The sequence below is a fragment of the Ferrovibrio sp. genome (genome assembly GCF_046297595.1).
Classification (GTDB): Bacteria; Pseudomonadota; Alphaproteobacteria; order Ferrovibrionales; family Ferrovibrionaceae; genus Ferrovibrio.
The window spans coordinates 327,569-341,376 of record NZ_JBKBHT010000004.1; the positions used below are offsets into that span (position 1 = coordinate 327,569).

The window sequence follows — 13,808 nt, forward strand, 5'->3', positions numbered from 1 at the left end:
AGGTTACCAGATCATTTATCCACAGCAAAGACACGTATTTAATTATTTCCTTTCAATAGGTTGGTTGTTGCGCTCCTGTTCGCGCCCGGGCCGGTTTGGCCATCCCGCCCCGGGCGACATACTTCATGATTGTCATGGCGCCGGTCATGACCGGCAATCCGGGGGGATGATCGTGTCGTCTCGTCGCCTGTTGAAGCGCCGCGGCATACTGGCCGGCGGCTTCGGCCTGGCCGGACTGGCTCTGGCCGGCCCGGGGTTGCTGCATGCCCAACGCCGGGCGGTCGACATGGCGCTGGTGCTGGCCGCCGACTGTTCGGGCAGCGTGCATGCCGAGCATTACGCCCTGCAGCAGCGCGGTTATGGCGATGCCTTCCGCGATCCCAGGGTGATCAAGGCGATCCGCGCCGGGATACATGGCGCCATTGCCGTCACGTATTTCCAGTGGTCGGGGTATGGGCTGCAGGCGCAGCTGATCCCCTGGACGATCCTGCAGACCGAGGCCGGGATCGCGGCCTTCGCCACCACGCTCGAGCGTGTGGAGCGGATGATCTTCAGCGGGGGCACTTCGCCTGCCGGTGCGATTGAATTCGGTCAGGCATTGCTCGGGCGCAGTCCTGCCGATGCCGTGCGCCGTGTGATCGATGTCTCCGGCGACGGGCGCAGCAACAACGGCCCGCCGCCCGATGGTGCGCGGGACCGGGCTGCGTCGGCGGGCATCGTGATCAACGGCCTGCCGATCCTGCATATGGAACCGGATATCGATGGTTATTACCGCGACCATGTGGTCGGCGGCCCGGGCGCTTTCGTGATGCCGGCGCGGGATTTCGAGGATTTTGCCACTGCGATCCGCCGCAAGCTGGTGCTGGAAATCGCCGGCGCTGGTGCTCCGGCCCGCGCGTGACGAGGCCGACAATCCGTCTGCGGGCGGAGTTTCCAGCGTGGCCTTGCACGAATGAATATGTGCGCCGCAGCGTGCGGATCACGGCAGCGATATTCGCGCCGGGATAAGTTTCAGTTCACTCTGGGGCAAGATGGCGGAACGGAACGGCGCTACTTCTGTGCTGGATTTCCTGCTGCATCGTGACGGGAAACGGAAACGCCTTGCCCGGACCATCCTCCGGAGCCGGCGATCAATGGGAGGAGTAAGCATGAAAAAGCGATTGCAAGTGCTTTCGGCCGTTCTGGCCGCCGGCCTGCTCACTGTCGCCGCCGCGACCGCGATGGCGCAGGACAAGATCAAGATCGGTTACGCGATTTCCAAGACCGGACCGAATGCCGGTGGCGCCAACATCACGCAGATTCCGAATTACCAGCTCTGGTTCAAGGAACTGAATGACAAGGGCGGCCTGATGATCGGCGGCAAGCGCGTGCCCATCGAAGTGGTCGAATACGATGACCGCTCGAATTCGGAAGAAGCCGTGCGCGCCGTCGAACGCCTGATCACCCAGGACAAGGTCGACCTGCTGCTGCCGCCCTGGGGCACCGGCCTCAATCTCGCGGTCGGTCCTGTTTTCAACAAATACGGCTACCCGCAGATTACCTTCAGCGCCGTGACCGACCGCGCGCCGGAACTGGTCAAGCGCTGGCCGAACAGCTTCTGGTTCCTCGGCACCAGCGTGCAGTATATCGATGCCCTCGTCGAATTGCTGACCAAGGAGCAGAAGGCCGGCAAGATCAACGCCAATGTGGCGATGATCAGCATTGCCGACGGTTTCGGTATCGACCTGTCGAAGGCCGCCCGCGCCGGCCTGGAAAAGGCTGGCTTCAAGCTGATCTACGACAAGAGCTATCCCATCGGCACCCAGGACATGGCGCCGATGATCAGCGAGGCCCAGCGTTCGGGCGCCGACACCTTCATCGCCTTCAGCTATCCGCCCGACACGGTGGCCATCAACGATCAGGCCAAGATCGCCAACTTCGCCCCCAAGGTGATGTTCACCGGCGTCGGCACGGCTTTCCCGCTGTTCCCGCAGCGTTTCGGCGAGAATGTCGAAGGCATCATGACGCTCGGCGGGTGGTTCCCGAACAATGCGGGCACCATGGAATACCGCAAGAAGCATGTTGCCATGCATAACCGCGATCCCGACTACTGGGGCAGCCAGCTCGGCTATGTCTCGCTGCAGATGCTGGAACAGGCGGTCGAGCGCGTCGGCAAGATCGACCGGGCGGCGATCATCAAGGAGCTGCAAACCGGCACCTTCGACACCGTGCTGGGCAAGATCAAGCTGGTCGACAACATGCCGCCGAAGGGCTTCTACCCCTATATCGGCCAGTGGCAGAAGGGCTTCTTCACCGGCGTCGCGCCGGCGGGTCCGGGCATCAGCCCGATGATCATCCCGAAGCCGGCCTGGAAACAGTAACCCTCGCATTCCGCGGCGGGTCATGTGCCCGCCGCGGAATCCTTCCGCGCGGTTGAACGCGGTCCGTATCGAAGGTTGTCGTTGATGTTTGTCGAAGCCCTGCTCTCCGGTGTCACGCTGGGCGGCATGTATGCGCTGATCGCCATGGGGCTCACGCTCCAGTATGGCGTGGCGCGGATCATGAACCTGTCCTACGGCGAATTGCTGATCGCCTCGGCCTTTGCCGCCTTCTGGTTCTTCACCGCGGCCGGCCTGCCGCCGCTGGCCGGCCTGCTCGTCATTGTGCCGGCAGCCACGCTCATCACCTATGCCATCTATCGGGTCCTGCTGGTGCCGCTGGTGCGCCGCGCCAAGACGCGCGACGCGCTGGAAGTCGACAGCATCCTCGCCACCTTCGGCCTGCTCTTCGTGGTGCAGGGCGTGATGCTCGTGCTGTTCGGCGGCGCCTATTACAGCTATTCTTTCCTCGCCGTTCCGGTGCAGGTTTTCGGCGCAACCATCGCGGCCAACCGCCTGCTGGCCCTGGGCTTTGCCGCCGTGATCGGGCTGGCGCTCTATTGGGGCCTGACCCGCACCCGCGCCGGCACTGCCGTGCGCGCCGTGGCCGTCGACCCCGTCTCGGCCCAGTTGGTCGCCATCGACGTCCGCGCCACCGCCGCGATTGCCTTTGCGCTCGGCGGCGCCCTGATCGCGGCCAGCGGCGTGCTGACCTCGATGTTCCTCACTTTCAACGCCAATATCGGCGTGGTCTTCACCATGAAGGCGCTCATCGTCGTCATCATGGGTGGCGTCGGCAATATGCTGGGCGCGCTGGTCGCCGGGCTCATTCTGGGGCTGACCGAAACCTTCGTGGCCACCTGGATCGATCCCGGCCTCACGCTGGCGGCCACCTACACGATCTTCCTGCTGATCCTGCTGGTGCGGCCGCAGGGCCTGTTCGGCGGAGCCGGCCGATGAACCGCCAGATTCTGCTGGGCATGCCGCTCGCCCTGATCGCTTTGGCCGTTCTGGCCATGGTGCCGTTCCATGCCGATGGCTATGGCCTGTCGCTGGCGATCAGCATCCTGAACTATACCGTGCTGGCCACGGCCTGGGCTTTGTTCTCCGGTCCCACGCGCTATGTCTCGCTGGCCACCGTCGCCTTCTTCGGTATCGGCGCCTATACCGTGGCGGTGTTCGGCGAGGTGCTGGCCTGGCCTTTGGTTCTGCTGATCGCGCTGATCATCGGCCTGGTCGTCGCGCTGGTGGTGGGCCTGTCCACCCTGCGCCTGTCTGGCGTCTATTTCGTCATCTTCACCTTCGGCCTGGCCGAGCTGATCCGCCAGCTGGTCACTTGGTACGAAGTCAACATCACCCGCACGCTCGGCCGGTATGTCTTCATCGACATCACCACCGAGCAGATCTACTGGCAGCTTCTTGGTCTGGCCGTTCTGGTCTTCCTCTGCGGCATGCTGATCCGGCGCTCGCGGCTCGGGCTGGCCCTGCAGGTGATTGGCGACGACGAGACCGTGGCGCGCCATGTCGGCATCAACACCACCACGGCGAAAGTAGCACTATTTGCCCTCAGTGCCGTGTTCATGACGCTGTCGGGCGCGGTGATGGCGCCGCGCTGGACCTATATCGACCCGGCCATCGCCTTCAACCCGGTCACGTCTTTCCAGGTGCTGATCATGGCCCTGCTGGGTGGCGTGCATCGGCTGTATGGCCCGGTACTGGGTGTGGTGCCGCTGGCGCTGCTGTTTGAATATCTGCTGGCCAACTTCCCGAACCATTTCAGCATCCTGATCGGTCTGGCTTTCATGCTGATCGTCTATGCGATTCCGCGCGGCATCGTCGGCCTGCTGGAGCAGGGCCGTGGCGCCATACGTGGCTCTTGGCGTGGCCTGGGCGGGGAGAAGCGGCTATGAGCGGGCAGACGCTTCTGCAGGTTTCCGGCTTGACGCGCCGCTTCGGCGGCCTGGTTGCCGTCGATGGCGTGGAATTCGCCGTGAATGACGGCGAGATTCTTGGTCTGCTCGGGCCGAACGGCTCGGGCAAGACCACCGTGCTGAACATGATCTCCGGGGCGCTCGCGCCCAATGCCGGCACGATCCAGCTGCGCGGGGCCGCCATTCATGGTCTGGCGCCGCACCGGATCGCCCGCCTTGGCGTGGCCCGCACCTTCCAGCTCGTCCGTGTGCTCGCCTCCCTGTCGTGCCGCGAGAATGTGCTGGCCGGCCTCGCGTTCGGCACCCGGCATCTGTGGGGGAGTGCCGCCGCGCGCGAGGCCGAGGATATCCTGGCCCGCGTCGGACTGGCCGGCCGCGCCGACACGATGACGACTGAACTCACCTATATCGACCAGAAGCGGCTGGAACTGGCCCGCGCGCTGGCGCTCAAGCCGCAGCTCCTGTTGCTTGATGAATGGCTGGCCGGCCTCAACCCCACCGAACTGTTGCAGGGCATCGACCTGATCCGGTCGCTGCGTTCCGAAGGCATCGCCATCCTGATGGTCGAGCATGTGATGGATGCCATCCGCTCGCTCTGCGACCGCTGCGTGGTGATGAATGCCGGCCGCAGGATCGCCGACGGCACGCCCACTGCCGTACTGGCCGACCCGGAAGTCGTGCGCGCCTATCTGGGGGATGCCGATGCTTGAGATCGCCAGCCTCTCGGTGTGCTACGGCAAACACCGCGCCCTCGACAATGTCGGCCTCAGCGTCGGCGCACGCGAAATCGTCGTTATCCTCGGTGCCAATGGCAGCGGCAAGACCTCTCTGCTGCGCGCCATCGGCGGCCTGCAGCCCACGGCAGCCGACACCCGCATCACACTGGCCGGGCAGGACCTGCGCCGGCTCGGCGCGCACCAGATCGTCGAGGCCGGCCTGGCCCTGGTGCCCGAAGGGCGCGGCATCTTCGGCGAACTGACCGTGCGCGAGAATCTGCAGCTTGGCGCCTTCGCGAAGCGCGCGCGCGCTAAAGAAACTGAGAATCTCCAGCGCGTCCTGACGCTGTTCCCGCGCCTGGCCGAACGCATGAACCAGGCCGCTCGCACCATGAGCGGTGGCGAGCAGCAGATGGTGGCCATCGGCCGTGCCCTGATGTCGGCGCCCGATATCCTGCTGCTGGACGAACCTTCGCTGGGCCTGTCGCCGCTGATGTGCGGCGAGCTGTTCGGCGCGCTGGAACGTGTACGCGAGGCCGGCATCGGCGTGCTGCTGGTGGAACAGAATGCCAAGCGCAGCCTCGCGATCGCCGACCGCGGCTACCTGATCGAAAACGGCCGCATCGTGGGACAGGGCAGTGCCGCGGCATTGCGCGACGATCCGGCCGTACAGCGTGCCTATCTGGGTGTCGCGGCCGACACACATACTCAAGTCCAAGGGAGAGCAAGCATGTTCACCATCGATTTGCTGATTGACGGCAAGGATGTCGCCGCTGTCGGCGGCCGTACCTTCGAGCGCCACAATCCGCTGAGCGGGGCCGTGGCCAGCCGCGCGGCAGCCGCCGATGTGGCCGATGCCATCAAGGCTGCCGATGCGGCGGCGAAGGCGTTTCCCGCCTGGTCGGCACTGGGGCCGAATGCGCGCCGCGCCCATCTGCTGAAGGCAGCCGATGCGCTGGCGGCGCGGGCCAAGGATTTCATCGCCCGCATGGCCGAGGAAACCGGTGCGACGGCGGCCTGGGCCGGTTTCAACGTGCATCTGGCCTCCGGCATGCTGCGCGAGGCGGCGGCGATGACCACCCAGATCGGCGGCGAGGTGATCCCGTCCGACAAGCCGGGCTGCATCTCCATGGCGGTGTGCCAGCCGGTCGGCGTCATCCTCGGCATCGCGCCGTGGAACGCGCCGGTGATCCTCGGCACCCGCGCGCTGGCCATGCCGCTGGCCTGCGGCAACACCGTTGTGCTGAAGGCATCCGAAATCTGCCCCGGCACCCATCGCCTGATCGCCGAGGCCTTGGCCGATGCCGGCCTGCCGCCGGGCGTGGTGAATGTGGTGACCAACGCGCCGGCCGATGCCGCGAAGGTGGTCGAGGCACTGATCGCCCATCCGGCGGTGCGGCGCATCAACTTCACCGGTTCGACCAAGGTCGGCCGCATCATCGCCGAGACGGCGGCGCGGTATCTCAAGCCCGTGCTGCTGGAACTGGGCGGCAAGGCGCCGTTCGTGGTGCTGGAGGATGCCGACCTGGACGAAGCCGTGAAGGCCGCCGCCTTCGGCGCCTTCATGAACCAGGGCCAGATCTGTATGTCCACCGAACGCATCGTGGTGGACCAGAAGATCGGCGATGCCTTTGTGGCCAAGTTCGCTGCCAAGGCGCAGACGCTGGTGGCCGGCGATCCGCGCCAGGGCAACACGCCGCTGGGTGCCGTGGTCAGCCGAGAGGCGGCCGAGAAGGTGGTGCATCTGATCGACGATGCCGTGGCCAAGGGCGCCAAGCTGGTGGCCGGCGGCAAGGCCGATGGGGCCATCATGTCGGCCAGCGTGCTGGATCACGTCACGCCCGAGATGAAGATCTATCACGAGGAATCCTTCGGCCCGGTCACCTGCGTGGTGCGCGCGCGCGACGAGCAGGATGCCATCCGCATCGCCAACGACACCGAATACGGCTTGGCGGCCGCCGTGTTCAGCCGCGACATCGCGCGCGCCATGGGCGTGGCGCGGCAAATCCAAAGCGGCATCTGCCACATCAACGGCCCCACCGTGCATGACGAGGCGCAGATGCCCTTCGGCGGCACCAAGGCATCCGGTTACGGCCGCTTCGGCGGCAAGGCCGGCATCGAGGAATTCACCGAACTGCGCTGGATCACCATCGAGACCCAGCCCGGTCATTATCCGATCTGAGCGGGGCGCGTCATGGCATTGCTGGGCGGCAAGGTCTGCATCGTCACCGGCGCGGCCGGCAGTCTGGGCCTGGCCAGTGCCGCCGCCTTCCTGCGCGAGGGCGCCAGCGTCATGCTGGTGGACCTGAAGCAGGACCGGCTGGAGGCGGCACAGCGCGAACTGGCCGCACCGGCCGACCGCGTGGCGGTGTTCGCCGCCGACGTGGCCGATGCGACGGCCACGCGCGGCTATATCGACGCCACCATGGCGAAATGGGGCCGCATCGACGTGCTGTTCTCCAATGCCGGGATCAGCGGCGTGATCAGCCCGATCACCGAGTATCCCGAGGATGTGTTCGACGCGGTGATGGCCGTCAACGTGCGCGCCTCGTTCCTGGCCTGCAAATACGGCCTGCCGAAGATGGCAAGCGGCGGCAGCATCATCATCACCTCCAGCGTGGTGGGCGTGACCAGCGATCCCGGCATCTGCGCCTATGCCACCTCCAAGCATGCCGTGATCGGCCTGATGCGCACGGCAGCGAAGGAAGCCGCGCCGCGCGGCATTCGCGTCAACGTGATTGCGCCGGGGCCGATCGACAACGGCTTCCAGAAGGACATCGAAACCGGGCTTTCGGCTGCTATCGGCCGCGACGCCACCAAGCTGCTCGATTCCATCATCCCGCTCGGCCGTCATGCCTTGCCTGAGGAAGTCGCGCGTTCGGTACTGTTCCTGGCCAGCGACCAGAGCAGCTTCTCCACCGGCAGTGTCTTCATGGCCGATGGCGGCATGCATATCTAAAAAAGCAATCGCCAAAACAATCGGAGGAACCCCATGCCCGAACGCGCCACCAACGAATTCTGGAAAGACCTCAAGCCGATCCAGAAGGTGTTCCAGCCCGATGCGCTGCCCGAGGCCTATATCGCCGACGCGCCGACCGACGACGAGAAATATTACGTGCCCTTCACCGACACGGTATCGTCGCGGCCGTTATGGATCTCGCCGTCGCAGAACAAGTGGTGCGACATCCTGATGGCGAAAAGCGCCGGCCTGGTGAACCGGCATTACCATCCCCACGAGGTGTTCGCCTACACCATCTCGGGCAAATGGGGTTATCTGGAGCATGACTGGACGGCCACCGCCGGTGATTTCGTCTACGAAACGCCGGGCGAGGGCCATACCCTGGTGGCTTTCGAACACAAGGACCCGATGAAGGTGTTTTTCATCGTCACCGGGCCACTGATCTGGCTGGACGAAGCCGGCGAGCCGAACGGCTATTTCGACGTGCACCAGTATATCGCCATGTGCAAGGCGCATTACGACAAGGTCGGCATCGGCGCCGCCTATATCGACAGCCTGTATCGTTGAAGGTTCAGGGCTGGCGCACGTAAGAGCCGGGCGCCGGCTCCAGCGGTGCGTAGCCGGCAGCCGTGTTGCCCATGGCGGGCGGCGCGATGCGGGCGCTGCTGTGCTGCGCCAGCCAGTCGAACCAGGCCGGCCACCATGAGCCGGATTGCGTCGGCGTGTCATTCAGCCAACGGTCGGGGTCGATGTAAGGGGCGTGCTCGGGATGCTGGGCCAGCCGGTAATGCCGGTTGTTCCTGCCCGGCTCGCTGACGATGCCGGCATTGTGGCCGCCCGAGGTGAGCAGGAAGGTCACGTCCGTATCGGCCAGCCGCACGATCTTGAACACCGAATGCCAGGGCGCCACATGGTCGAATTCGGTGCCCACGGCAAAGACCGGCACGCGGATATCGGTCAGCGCCACCGGCCGGCCATCCACCCGCAGCCGTCCTTCGGCAAAGTCGTTGTTCAGGAACATCTGGCGCAGGTATTCGCTGTGCATGCGATAGGGCATGCGGGTCTGGTCGGCATTCCAGGCCATCAGGTCGATCATGCCGCGCCGTTCGCCGACGATATAATCGTGCATCATCTGCGACCAGATCAGGTCGTTGGAGCGCAGCAGCTGGAAGGCGCCGGCCATCTGCTTGGTATCCAGATAGCCCTGCTGCCACATCATGTCTTCCAGGAAAGTCACCTGGTTCTCATCGATGAACAGCGTCAGTTCGCCGGCTTCCGAGAAATCGGTCTGCGCCGCCAGCAGGGTCAGGCTGGCCAGGCGGTCGTCGCCGTCGCGTGCCATGGCGGCGGCGGCCACCGACAGCAGCGTGCCGCCCAGGCAATAGCCCACGCCGTGGATTTTCTGTTTCGGGCAGATCGCCGACACCGCATCCAGCGCTGCCATCACGCCCAGCTTGCGGTAATCGTCGAAGCCCAGTTCGCGGTCGTCGTAATCCGGGTTCTTCCACGAGATCATGAACACGGTATGGCCGCGCTCGACCAGGTGGCGCACCAGCGAATTCCGTGCCGACAGATCGAGGATGTAGTATTTCATGATCCAGGCCGGCACCAGCAGAACCGGCTCGGCCAGCACGCTGTCGGTCGTCGGCGCATACTGGATCACTTCGATCAGGCGGTTGCGGAACACCACCTGGCCCGGTGTCACCGCCACGGTCTCGCCCACGCGGTAATCCTCCGCGCCCACGGGCGGCTGGCCGGCCAGGTTGCGCTGCAAATCCTCGATGAAATTGCCGAAGCCGCGCATCAGGTTCATGCCGCCTTCGTTGATCGTGCGCTGCAGGGCCACCGGATTGGTCAGCAGATTGTTGCTGGGCGAGAAGATGTCGAAAATCTGCCGCGTGGCGAATTCCACCACCTGCTCATGATGCTTCGACACGCCACGCACGCCGGTGGTGGCATTGTGCAGCCATTGCTGGCCCAGCAGGAAGGACTGGTAGATGAAATTGAACGGCGGCTTCTGCCAGGCCGGGTCATCGAAGCGGCGGTCCTGCGGCAACGGCTTGATGCAGGTGGCGCTCTGGTCCTGGCCCGTGCCGCTGGCGGCATAGAGCGCCAGTCGCAGCATCTTGCTCAACGCCTTGTGGCCCAGCTCGGCCTGTTTGCCGGGCGACAGCGCCAGATGCATCGCCCAGTCCAGATAGGCGGCCGGCAGGGCCAGTGGCGAGATACCCAGCGACAGCTTGGCCAGCGTGGCATTCACCAGCCGGTCCAGCGGCAGGGCGACGCCATCCTCGGCCTCGGGCGGGCAGGGGGCCGTCGTCGGGGCCGTCGGCGCGGCTGTTACGGGGACGGAAAGCTTGGCGTGCATGTGATGGCCCGGGGTGAGAGGCTTGTTTATGCCGCAATTGTACCAGCCGTTTGTGGTAGGAATTTGATTATGCTCAATAAATCGAACAGATCGGACAATTTGCCGCGCTGCAGCAAATAGCGCTGCCAAATCAGTCCGTTAATTGACGATCCGGCCCCGCACCCGCCATCCTGCCGGCATAAAATCCGGAGGAACCATGGCCTGGACGCTCGATCCGAGTATCAAAATCCGCCGCGAGGCGCATTTCGGCGATCGTGTGGTGCGCTGTTTCGCCGACCGTCCCGCCCATGTCTGGGACATCTTCGCCCGCAGCGTGGAAGCATGGCCTGGCAGCGACGCCGTGGTGGCGAGCGAAACGCGGCTGGATTACCGCGCCTTGGCCGATGAAGCCGAACGCGTGGCGGCCGGCATGGCCGCGCTGGGGATCAAGGCGGGCGACCGCGTGGCGCTGTTGGTCGGCAACCGCGTCGAGTTCATCACCGTGTTGCTGGCCGCCCTGCGGCTGGGCGCCATCGCCGTGCCGCTCGGCATCCGTCTGCAGGGTCCCGAGATCGCCTATATCCTCGATCATGCCGGCGCAACGTTGCTGGTCCACGAGGCCGACCTGGTCGACCGCCTGCCTGCGGCCACGGAAGCGCCGCAGCTCAAACACCGTGTGGCGGTGGGCGGCGACAGCAAAGGCTCACGGCCCTTCGCCGAGCTGAGCAGCACGGCGCCGGCACCCGCCTTCGTCGCACCGGCCGAGGAAGAGACGGCCGTGATCCTCTACACCTCGGGCACCACCGGCCGGCCCAAGGGCGCGATGCTGTCCCATTTCAACATCGTGCATTCGGCTCTGCATTTTCAGCATTGCATGGGGCTGGGGCCGATGGACCGCTCGCTGCTGGCGGTGCCGGCCAGCCATGTCACCGGCCTGATCGCCATCATCGTCACCGCCTGGCAGGGCGGCGGCTGCGTCATCGTCGTGCCCGAATTCAAGGCACGCGATTTCCTGCCGCTGGCGCAGAAGGAACGGCTGACCCACACCATCATGGTGCCGGCGATGTATAATCTCTGCCTGCTGCAGCCGGATTTCGACCGATACGATCTCTCGTCCTGGCGCATCGGCGGTTATGGCGGCGCGCCGATGCCGCAATCCACCATTGCGGCGCTGGCCGACAAACTGCCGCAGCTGCAACTGATGAACGCTTATGGTGCCACCGAAACCACGTCGCCCACCACCATGATGCCGCCGCGTTTCACCGCCAGCCATTCGGACTCGGTGGGCCTGGAGGCACCCTGCGCCGAGGTGATCGTGGTGGACGCGCAGGGCCGCGAATTGCCGCGCGGCGAAAGCGGCGAAATCTGGATCGGCGGTCCGATGGTGGTGCGCGGCTACTGGAACAACCCGCAGGCCACCGCCGAGAACTTCACCGCCGGCTTCTGGCATTCCGGCGATGTCGGCTCCATTGATCAGGATGGCTTCGTACGGGTCTTCGACCGCGTGAAGGACATGATCAACCGCGGCGGCTACAAGATATTCTCCGTCGAGGTGGAAAACGTGCTGAGCGGCCATCCCGGCGTGCTGGAAAGCGCCATCGTGGCCAGACCCTGCCCGGTGCTGGGTGAACGCGTGCATGCCTTCGTGGCGCGACGGCAACCTGTGGACGCGGCCGAATTGCAGGCCTATTGCGCCAAACACCTGGCCGATTACAAGGTGCCGGAAACCTTCACGCTGCTCGACGAACCCCTGCCGCGCAATGCCAACGGCAAGCTGCTCAAGCGTGTGCTGCGCGACAGCATCGCAAGTTGATTTTCGCCAATTGTTTTGGGATTGCCGAGGCGCCCGATCCGCGCAACAATCCGTGCCAAGATAATTTGGAGGAAACCGTCATGCCGGGCTCAACCGTCGCGCAGCTTGCCGCGCAGATTCCCGATGGCGCCAAGATCGCCGTGCCGCCGGATTACTCTGGTGTGGCGATGGAACTCACCCGCGCCATGATCCGCCGCGGCGTGCGCAACCTGCATGTGGTCTGCGTGCCGGTTTCGGGCCTGCAAACCGACCTGCTGGTCGGCGCCGGCTGTGTCGGCACGCTGGAAACCTCGGCGGTGACGCTCGGCGAATATGGCGGTGCGCCCCGCTTTGCCGCCGGGCTGAAACGTGGTGCGTTCAGGATGATGGATGCCACCTGTCCCGCCGTGCACGCCGCGATCCAGGCTGCCGGCAAGGGCCTGCCTTTCATGCCGCTGCGTGGCCTGCTGGGCAGCGACCTGCTGAAAAACCGCCCCGACTGGCAGGTGATCGACAATCCCTTTGCCCAGGACAAGGACCCCATCGTGCTGCTGCCGGCGATCCGGCCCGACATCGCGGTGTTCCACGCGCCGTTCGCCGACCGCAACGGCAACGCCTTCATCGGCCGCCGCCGCGAACTGGTGGCCATGGCCCATGCCTCGGCCATGTCGCTGATCACCGTGGAGGAAATCCGCGATGTCGACCTGCTGGCCTCGGAGGAAAGCGCAGCCGGCACGCTGACGGCGGCCTATATCGGCGACATCGCCGTGGCGCCGCGCGGCGCCTGGCCGATCAAGCTGTGGGACATCTACGATTACGACGATGCCCATATGCGCCGCTATCTGGAACTGGCGCGCAGCGACGAAGGCTTTGCGCATTACCTCGCCGAGTTCGTGCAACCGCGCCAGGCGGCGGAGTGAAGACGATGGAATACAGCCGCCAGGAACTGCTGATCACCACCATCGCCCGCCTGCTGGCCGGCTGCCGGCTGGTCGCCACCGGCGCATCCTCGCCGATCCCCGGTGCCGGAGCCTTACTGGCCCGCGCGCTCTCGGGCGGCCGCATGCGCGTGAATGTGCTGGGCAGCATTCGCAACGATTTTCTCTGCGATGGCGGCGTCGAGCTGTTCGACCTGGCGGGGCAGGGACGGCTGGATGCCTTTTTCCTTGGCGGCGGCCAGATCGACGGCCAGGCCAATATCAACCTGGTCGGCGCGGGCAGCACATATCCGCAGAATGACGTGCGCTGGCCCGGTTCGTTCGGCTCCGGCTATCTGTATTACCTTGTGCCGCGCGTGATCCTGTTCCGTGAAGAACATACCCGCCGCGTGCTGGTGCCCAAGGTGGATTTCATCTCAGCTGCCGGTCCCACGGGCGAGGCCATCTACCGCCCCGGCGGCCCCATCGGCCTGCTTACCAACCTCTGCTGGTTCTCCTTCGATCGCCAGCGCCGGCGCTTCACGCTCGAAAGTGTGCATCGCGGCCACAGCGTGGAAGAAGTGCGCGACAATACCGGCTTCGATTTCAATTGCCCGGCGCAGGTGCCGGAAACCGCCGGCCCTGATGCCGCCACGCTGCAGCTGCTGCGCACGCGCATCGCGGCCGAGATCGGCGAGACCTATCCGCGTTTCGTGGCGCAGGTCTTCCCCGACGCCGCAGCGGCACAATAAAAAAAACGGCCCGGATGACCGGGCCGTTTGATCAGCG

12 protein-coding genes and 1 pseudogene are annotated in these 13,808 nt (G+C 65.2%); 12 read left to right on the forward strand and 1 reads right to left on the reverse strand.

Annotated features, from left to right (window positions below):
* Positions 1-172: 172 nt before the first annotated feature.
* From ACK4FJ_RS13535 to ACK4FJ_RS13575, 9 genes and pseudogenes are all read left to right on the forward strand, one after another.
* Entirely contained in the window at positions 173-901 is a 729-nt protein-coding gene (locus ACK4FJ_RS13535; protein ID WP_409767225.1) for a DUF1194 domain-containing protein, read from the forward strand.
* Positions 902-1,148: 247 nt separating this feature from the next.
* Positions 1,149-2,360: an amino acid ABC transporter substrate-binding protein gene (locus ACK4FJ_RS13540; protein WP_409767226.1), complete on the forward strand. Its 1,212-nt coding sequence runs from the start codon at positions 1,149-1,151 to the stop codon at positions 2,358-2,360.
* 84 nt (positions 2,361-2,444) lie between these two features.
* Entirely contained in the window at positions 2,445-3,317 is an 873-nt protein-coding gene (locus ACK4FJ_RS13545; RefSeq protein ID WP_409767227.1) for a branched-chain amino acid ABC transporter permease, read from the forward strand.
* Positions 3,314-4,267: a branched-chain amino acid ABC transporter permease gene (locus ACK4FJ_RS13550; RefSeq protein ID WP_409767228.1), complete on the forward strand. Its 954-nt coding sequence runs from the start codon at positions 3,314-3,316 to the stop codon at positions 4,265-4,267. The genes ACK4FJ_RS13545 and ACK4FJ_RS13550 overlap by 4 nt, the downstream gene beginning before the upstream one ends.
* A complete protein-coding gene (locus ACK4FJ_RS13555) occupies positions 4,264-4,998 on the forward strand; it encodes an ABC transporter ATP-binding protein (protein ID WP_409767229.1) in 735 nt (244 codons plus the stop codon). The genes ACK4FJ_RS13550 and ACK4FJ_RS13555 overlap by 4 nt, the downstream gene beginning before the upstream one ends.
* Positions 4,991-5,467: pseudogene (locus ACK4FJ_RS13560) on the forward strand (ABC transporter ATP-binding protein); the annotation flags it as partial. The gene ACK4FJ_RS13555 and the pseudogene ACK4FJ_RS13560, both read left to right, overlap by 8 nt.
* 267 nt (positions 5,468-5,734) lie before the next feature.
* Positions 5,735-7,186 (forward strand): aldehyde dehydrogenase, encoded by a 1,452-nt coding sequence (locus tag ACK4FJ_RS13565; protein WP_409767290.1) that lies wholly within the window; start codon positions 5,735-5,737, stop codon positions 7,184-7,186.
* 12 nt (positions 7,187-7,198) lie between these two features.
* Positions 7,199-7,963: an SDR family NAD(P)-dependent oxidoreductase gene (locus ACK4FJ_RS13570; RefSeq protein ID WP_409767230.1), complete on the forward strand. Its 765-nt coding sequence runs from the start codon at positions 7,199-7,201 to the stop codon at positions 7,961-7,963.
* Positions 7,964-7,996: 33 nt separating this feature from the next.
* Positions 7,997-8,530: a 2,4'-dihydroxyacetophenone dioxygenase family protein gene (locus tag ACK4FJ_RS13575; RefSeq protein WP_409767231.1), complete on the forward strand. Its 534-nt coding sequence runs from the start codon at positions 7,997-7,999 to the stop codon at positions 8,528-8,530.
* A 4-nt stretch (positions 8,531-8,534) separates the two neighbouring features.
* Here the strand turns inward: ACK4FJ_RS13575 and ACK4FJ_RS13580 are convergent, their stop codons facing one another.
* Positions 8,535-10,331: a PHA/PHB synthase family protein gene (locus ACK4FJ_RS13580; protein ID WP_409767232.1), complete on the reverse strand. Its 1,797-nt coding sequence runs from the start codon at positions 10,329-10,331 to the stop codon at positions 8,535-8,537.
* A gap of 196 nt (positions 10,332-10,527) precedes the next feature.
* Here ACK4FJ_RS13580 and ACK4FJ_RS13585 point away from each other — a divergent pair, with 196 nt between their 5' ends.
* The 3 genes from ACK4FJ_RS13585 (at position 10,528) to ACK4FJ_RS13595 (ending at position 13,771) form a co-directional block, all read left to right on the forward strand.
* A complete protein-coding gene (locus tag ACK4FJ_RS13585) occupies positions 10,528-12,123 on the forward strand; it encodes a class I adenylate-forming enzyme family protein (protein ID WP_409767233.1) in 1,596 nt (531 codons plus the stop codon).
* Positions 12,124-12,203: 80 nt separating this feature from the next.
* Entirely contained in the window at positions 12,204-13,022 is an 819-nt protein-coding gene (locus tag ACK4FJ_RS13590) for a CoA transferase subunit A (protein WP_409767235.1), read from the forward strand.
* 5 nt (positions 13,023-13,027) lie between these two features.
* Complete coding sequence (locus ACK4FJ_RS13595; RefSeq protein WP_409767237.1) at positions 13,028-13,771, forward strand: CoA-transferase; 744 nt, start codon at positions 13,028-13,030, stop codon at positions 13,769-13,771.
* Positions 13,772-13,808 lie beyond the last annotated feature (37 nt).

What these genes read in the sequence shown, in the direction of transcription:
- ACK4FJ_RS13590 (WP_409767235.1), top strand. Translation starts at nt 12,204, where the DNA reads ATGCCGGGCTCAACCGTCGCGCAGCTTGCCGCGCAGATTCCCGATGGC.
- ACK4FJ_RS13545 (WP_409767227.1), top strand. Translation starts at nt 2,445, where the DNA reads ATGTTTGTCGAAGCCCTGCTCTCCGGTGTCACGCTGGGCGGCATGTAT.
- ACK4FJ_RS13580 (WP_409767232.1), bottom strand. Translation starts at nt 10,331, where the DNA reads ATGCACGCCAAGCTTTCCGTCCCCGTAACAGCCGCGCCGACGGCCCCG.
- ACK4FJ_RS13565 (WP_409767290.1), top strand. Translation starts at nt 5,735, where the DNA reads ATGTTCACCATCGATTTGCTGATTGACGGCAAGGATGTCGCCGCTGTC.
- ACK4FJ_RS13540 (WP_409767226.1), top strand. Translation starts at nt 1,149, where the DNA reads ATGAAAAAGCGATTGCAAGTGCTTTCGGCCGTTCTGGCCGCCGGCCTG.
- ACK4FJ_RS13550 (WP_409767228.1), top strand. Translation starts at nt 3,314, where the DNA reads ATGAACCGCCAGATTCTGCTGGGCATGCCGCTCGCCCTGATCGCTTTG.
- ACK4FJ_RS13575 (WP_409767231.1), top strand. Translation starts at nt 7,997, where the DNA reads ATGCCCGAACGCGCCACCAACGAATTCTGGAAAGACCTCAAGCCGATC.
- ACK4FJ_RS13555 (WP_409767229.1), top strand. Translation starts at nt 4,264, where the DNA reads ATGAGCGGGCAGACGCTTCTGCAGGTTTCCGGCTTGACGCGCCGCTTC.
- ACK4FJ_RS13570 (WP_409767230.1), top strand. Translation starts at nt 7,199, where the DNA reads ATGGCATTGCTGGGCGGCAAGGTCTGCATCGTCACCGGCGCGGCCGGC.
- ACK4FJ_RS13595 (WP_409767237.1), top strand. Translation starts at nt 13,028, where the DNA reads ATGGAATACAGCCGCCAGGAACTGCTGATCACCACCATCGCCCGCCTG.
- ACK4FJ_RS13585 (WP_409767233.1), top strand. Translation starts at nt 10,528, where the DNA reads ATGGCCTGGACGCTCGATCCGAGTATCAAAATCCGCCGCGAGGCGCAT.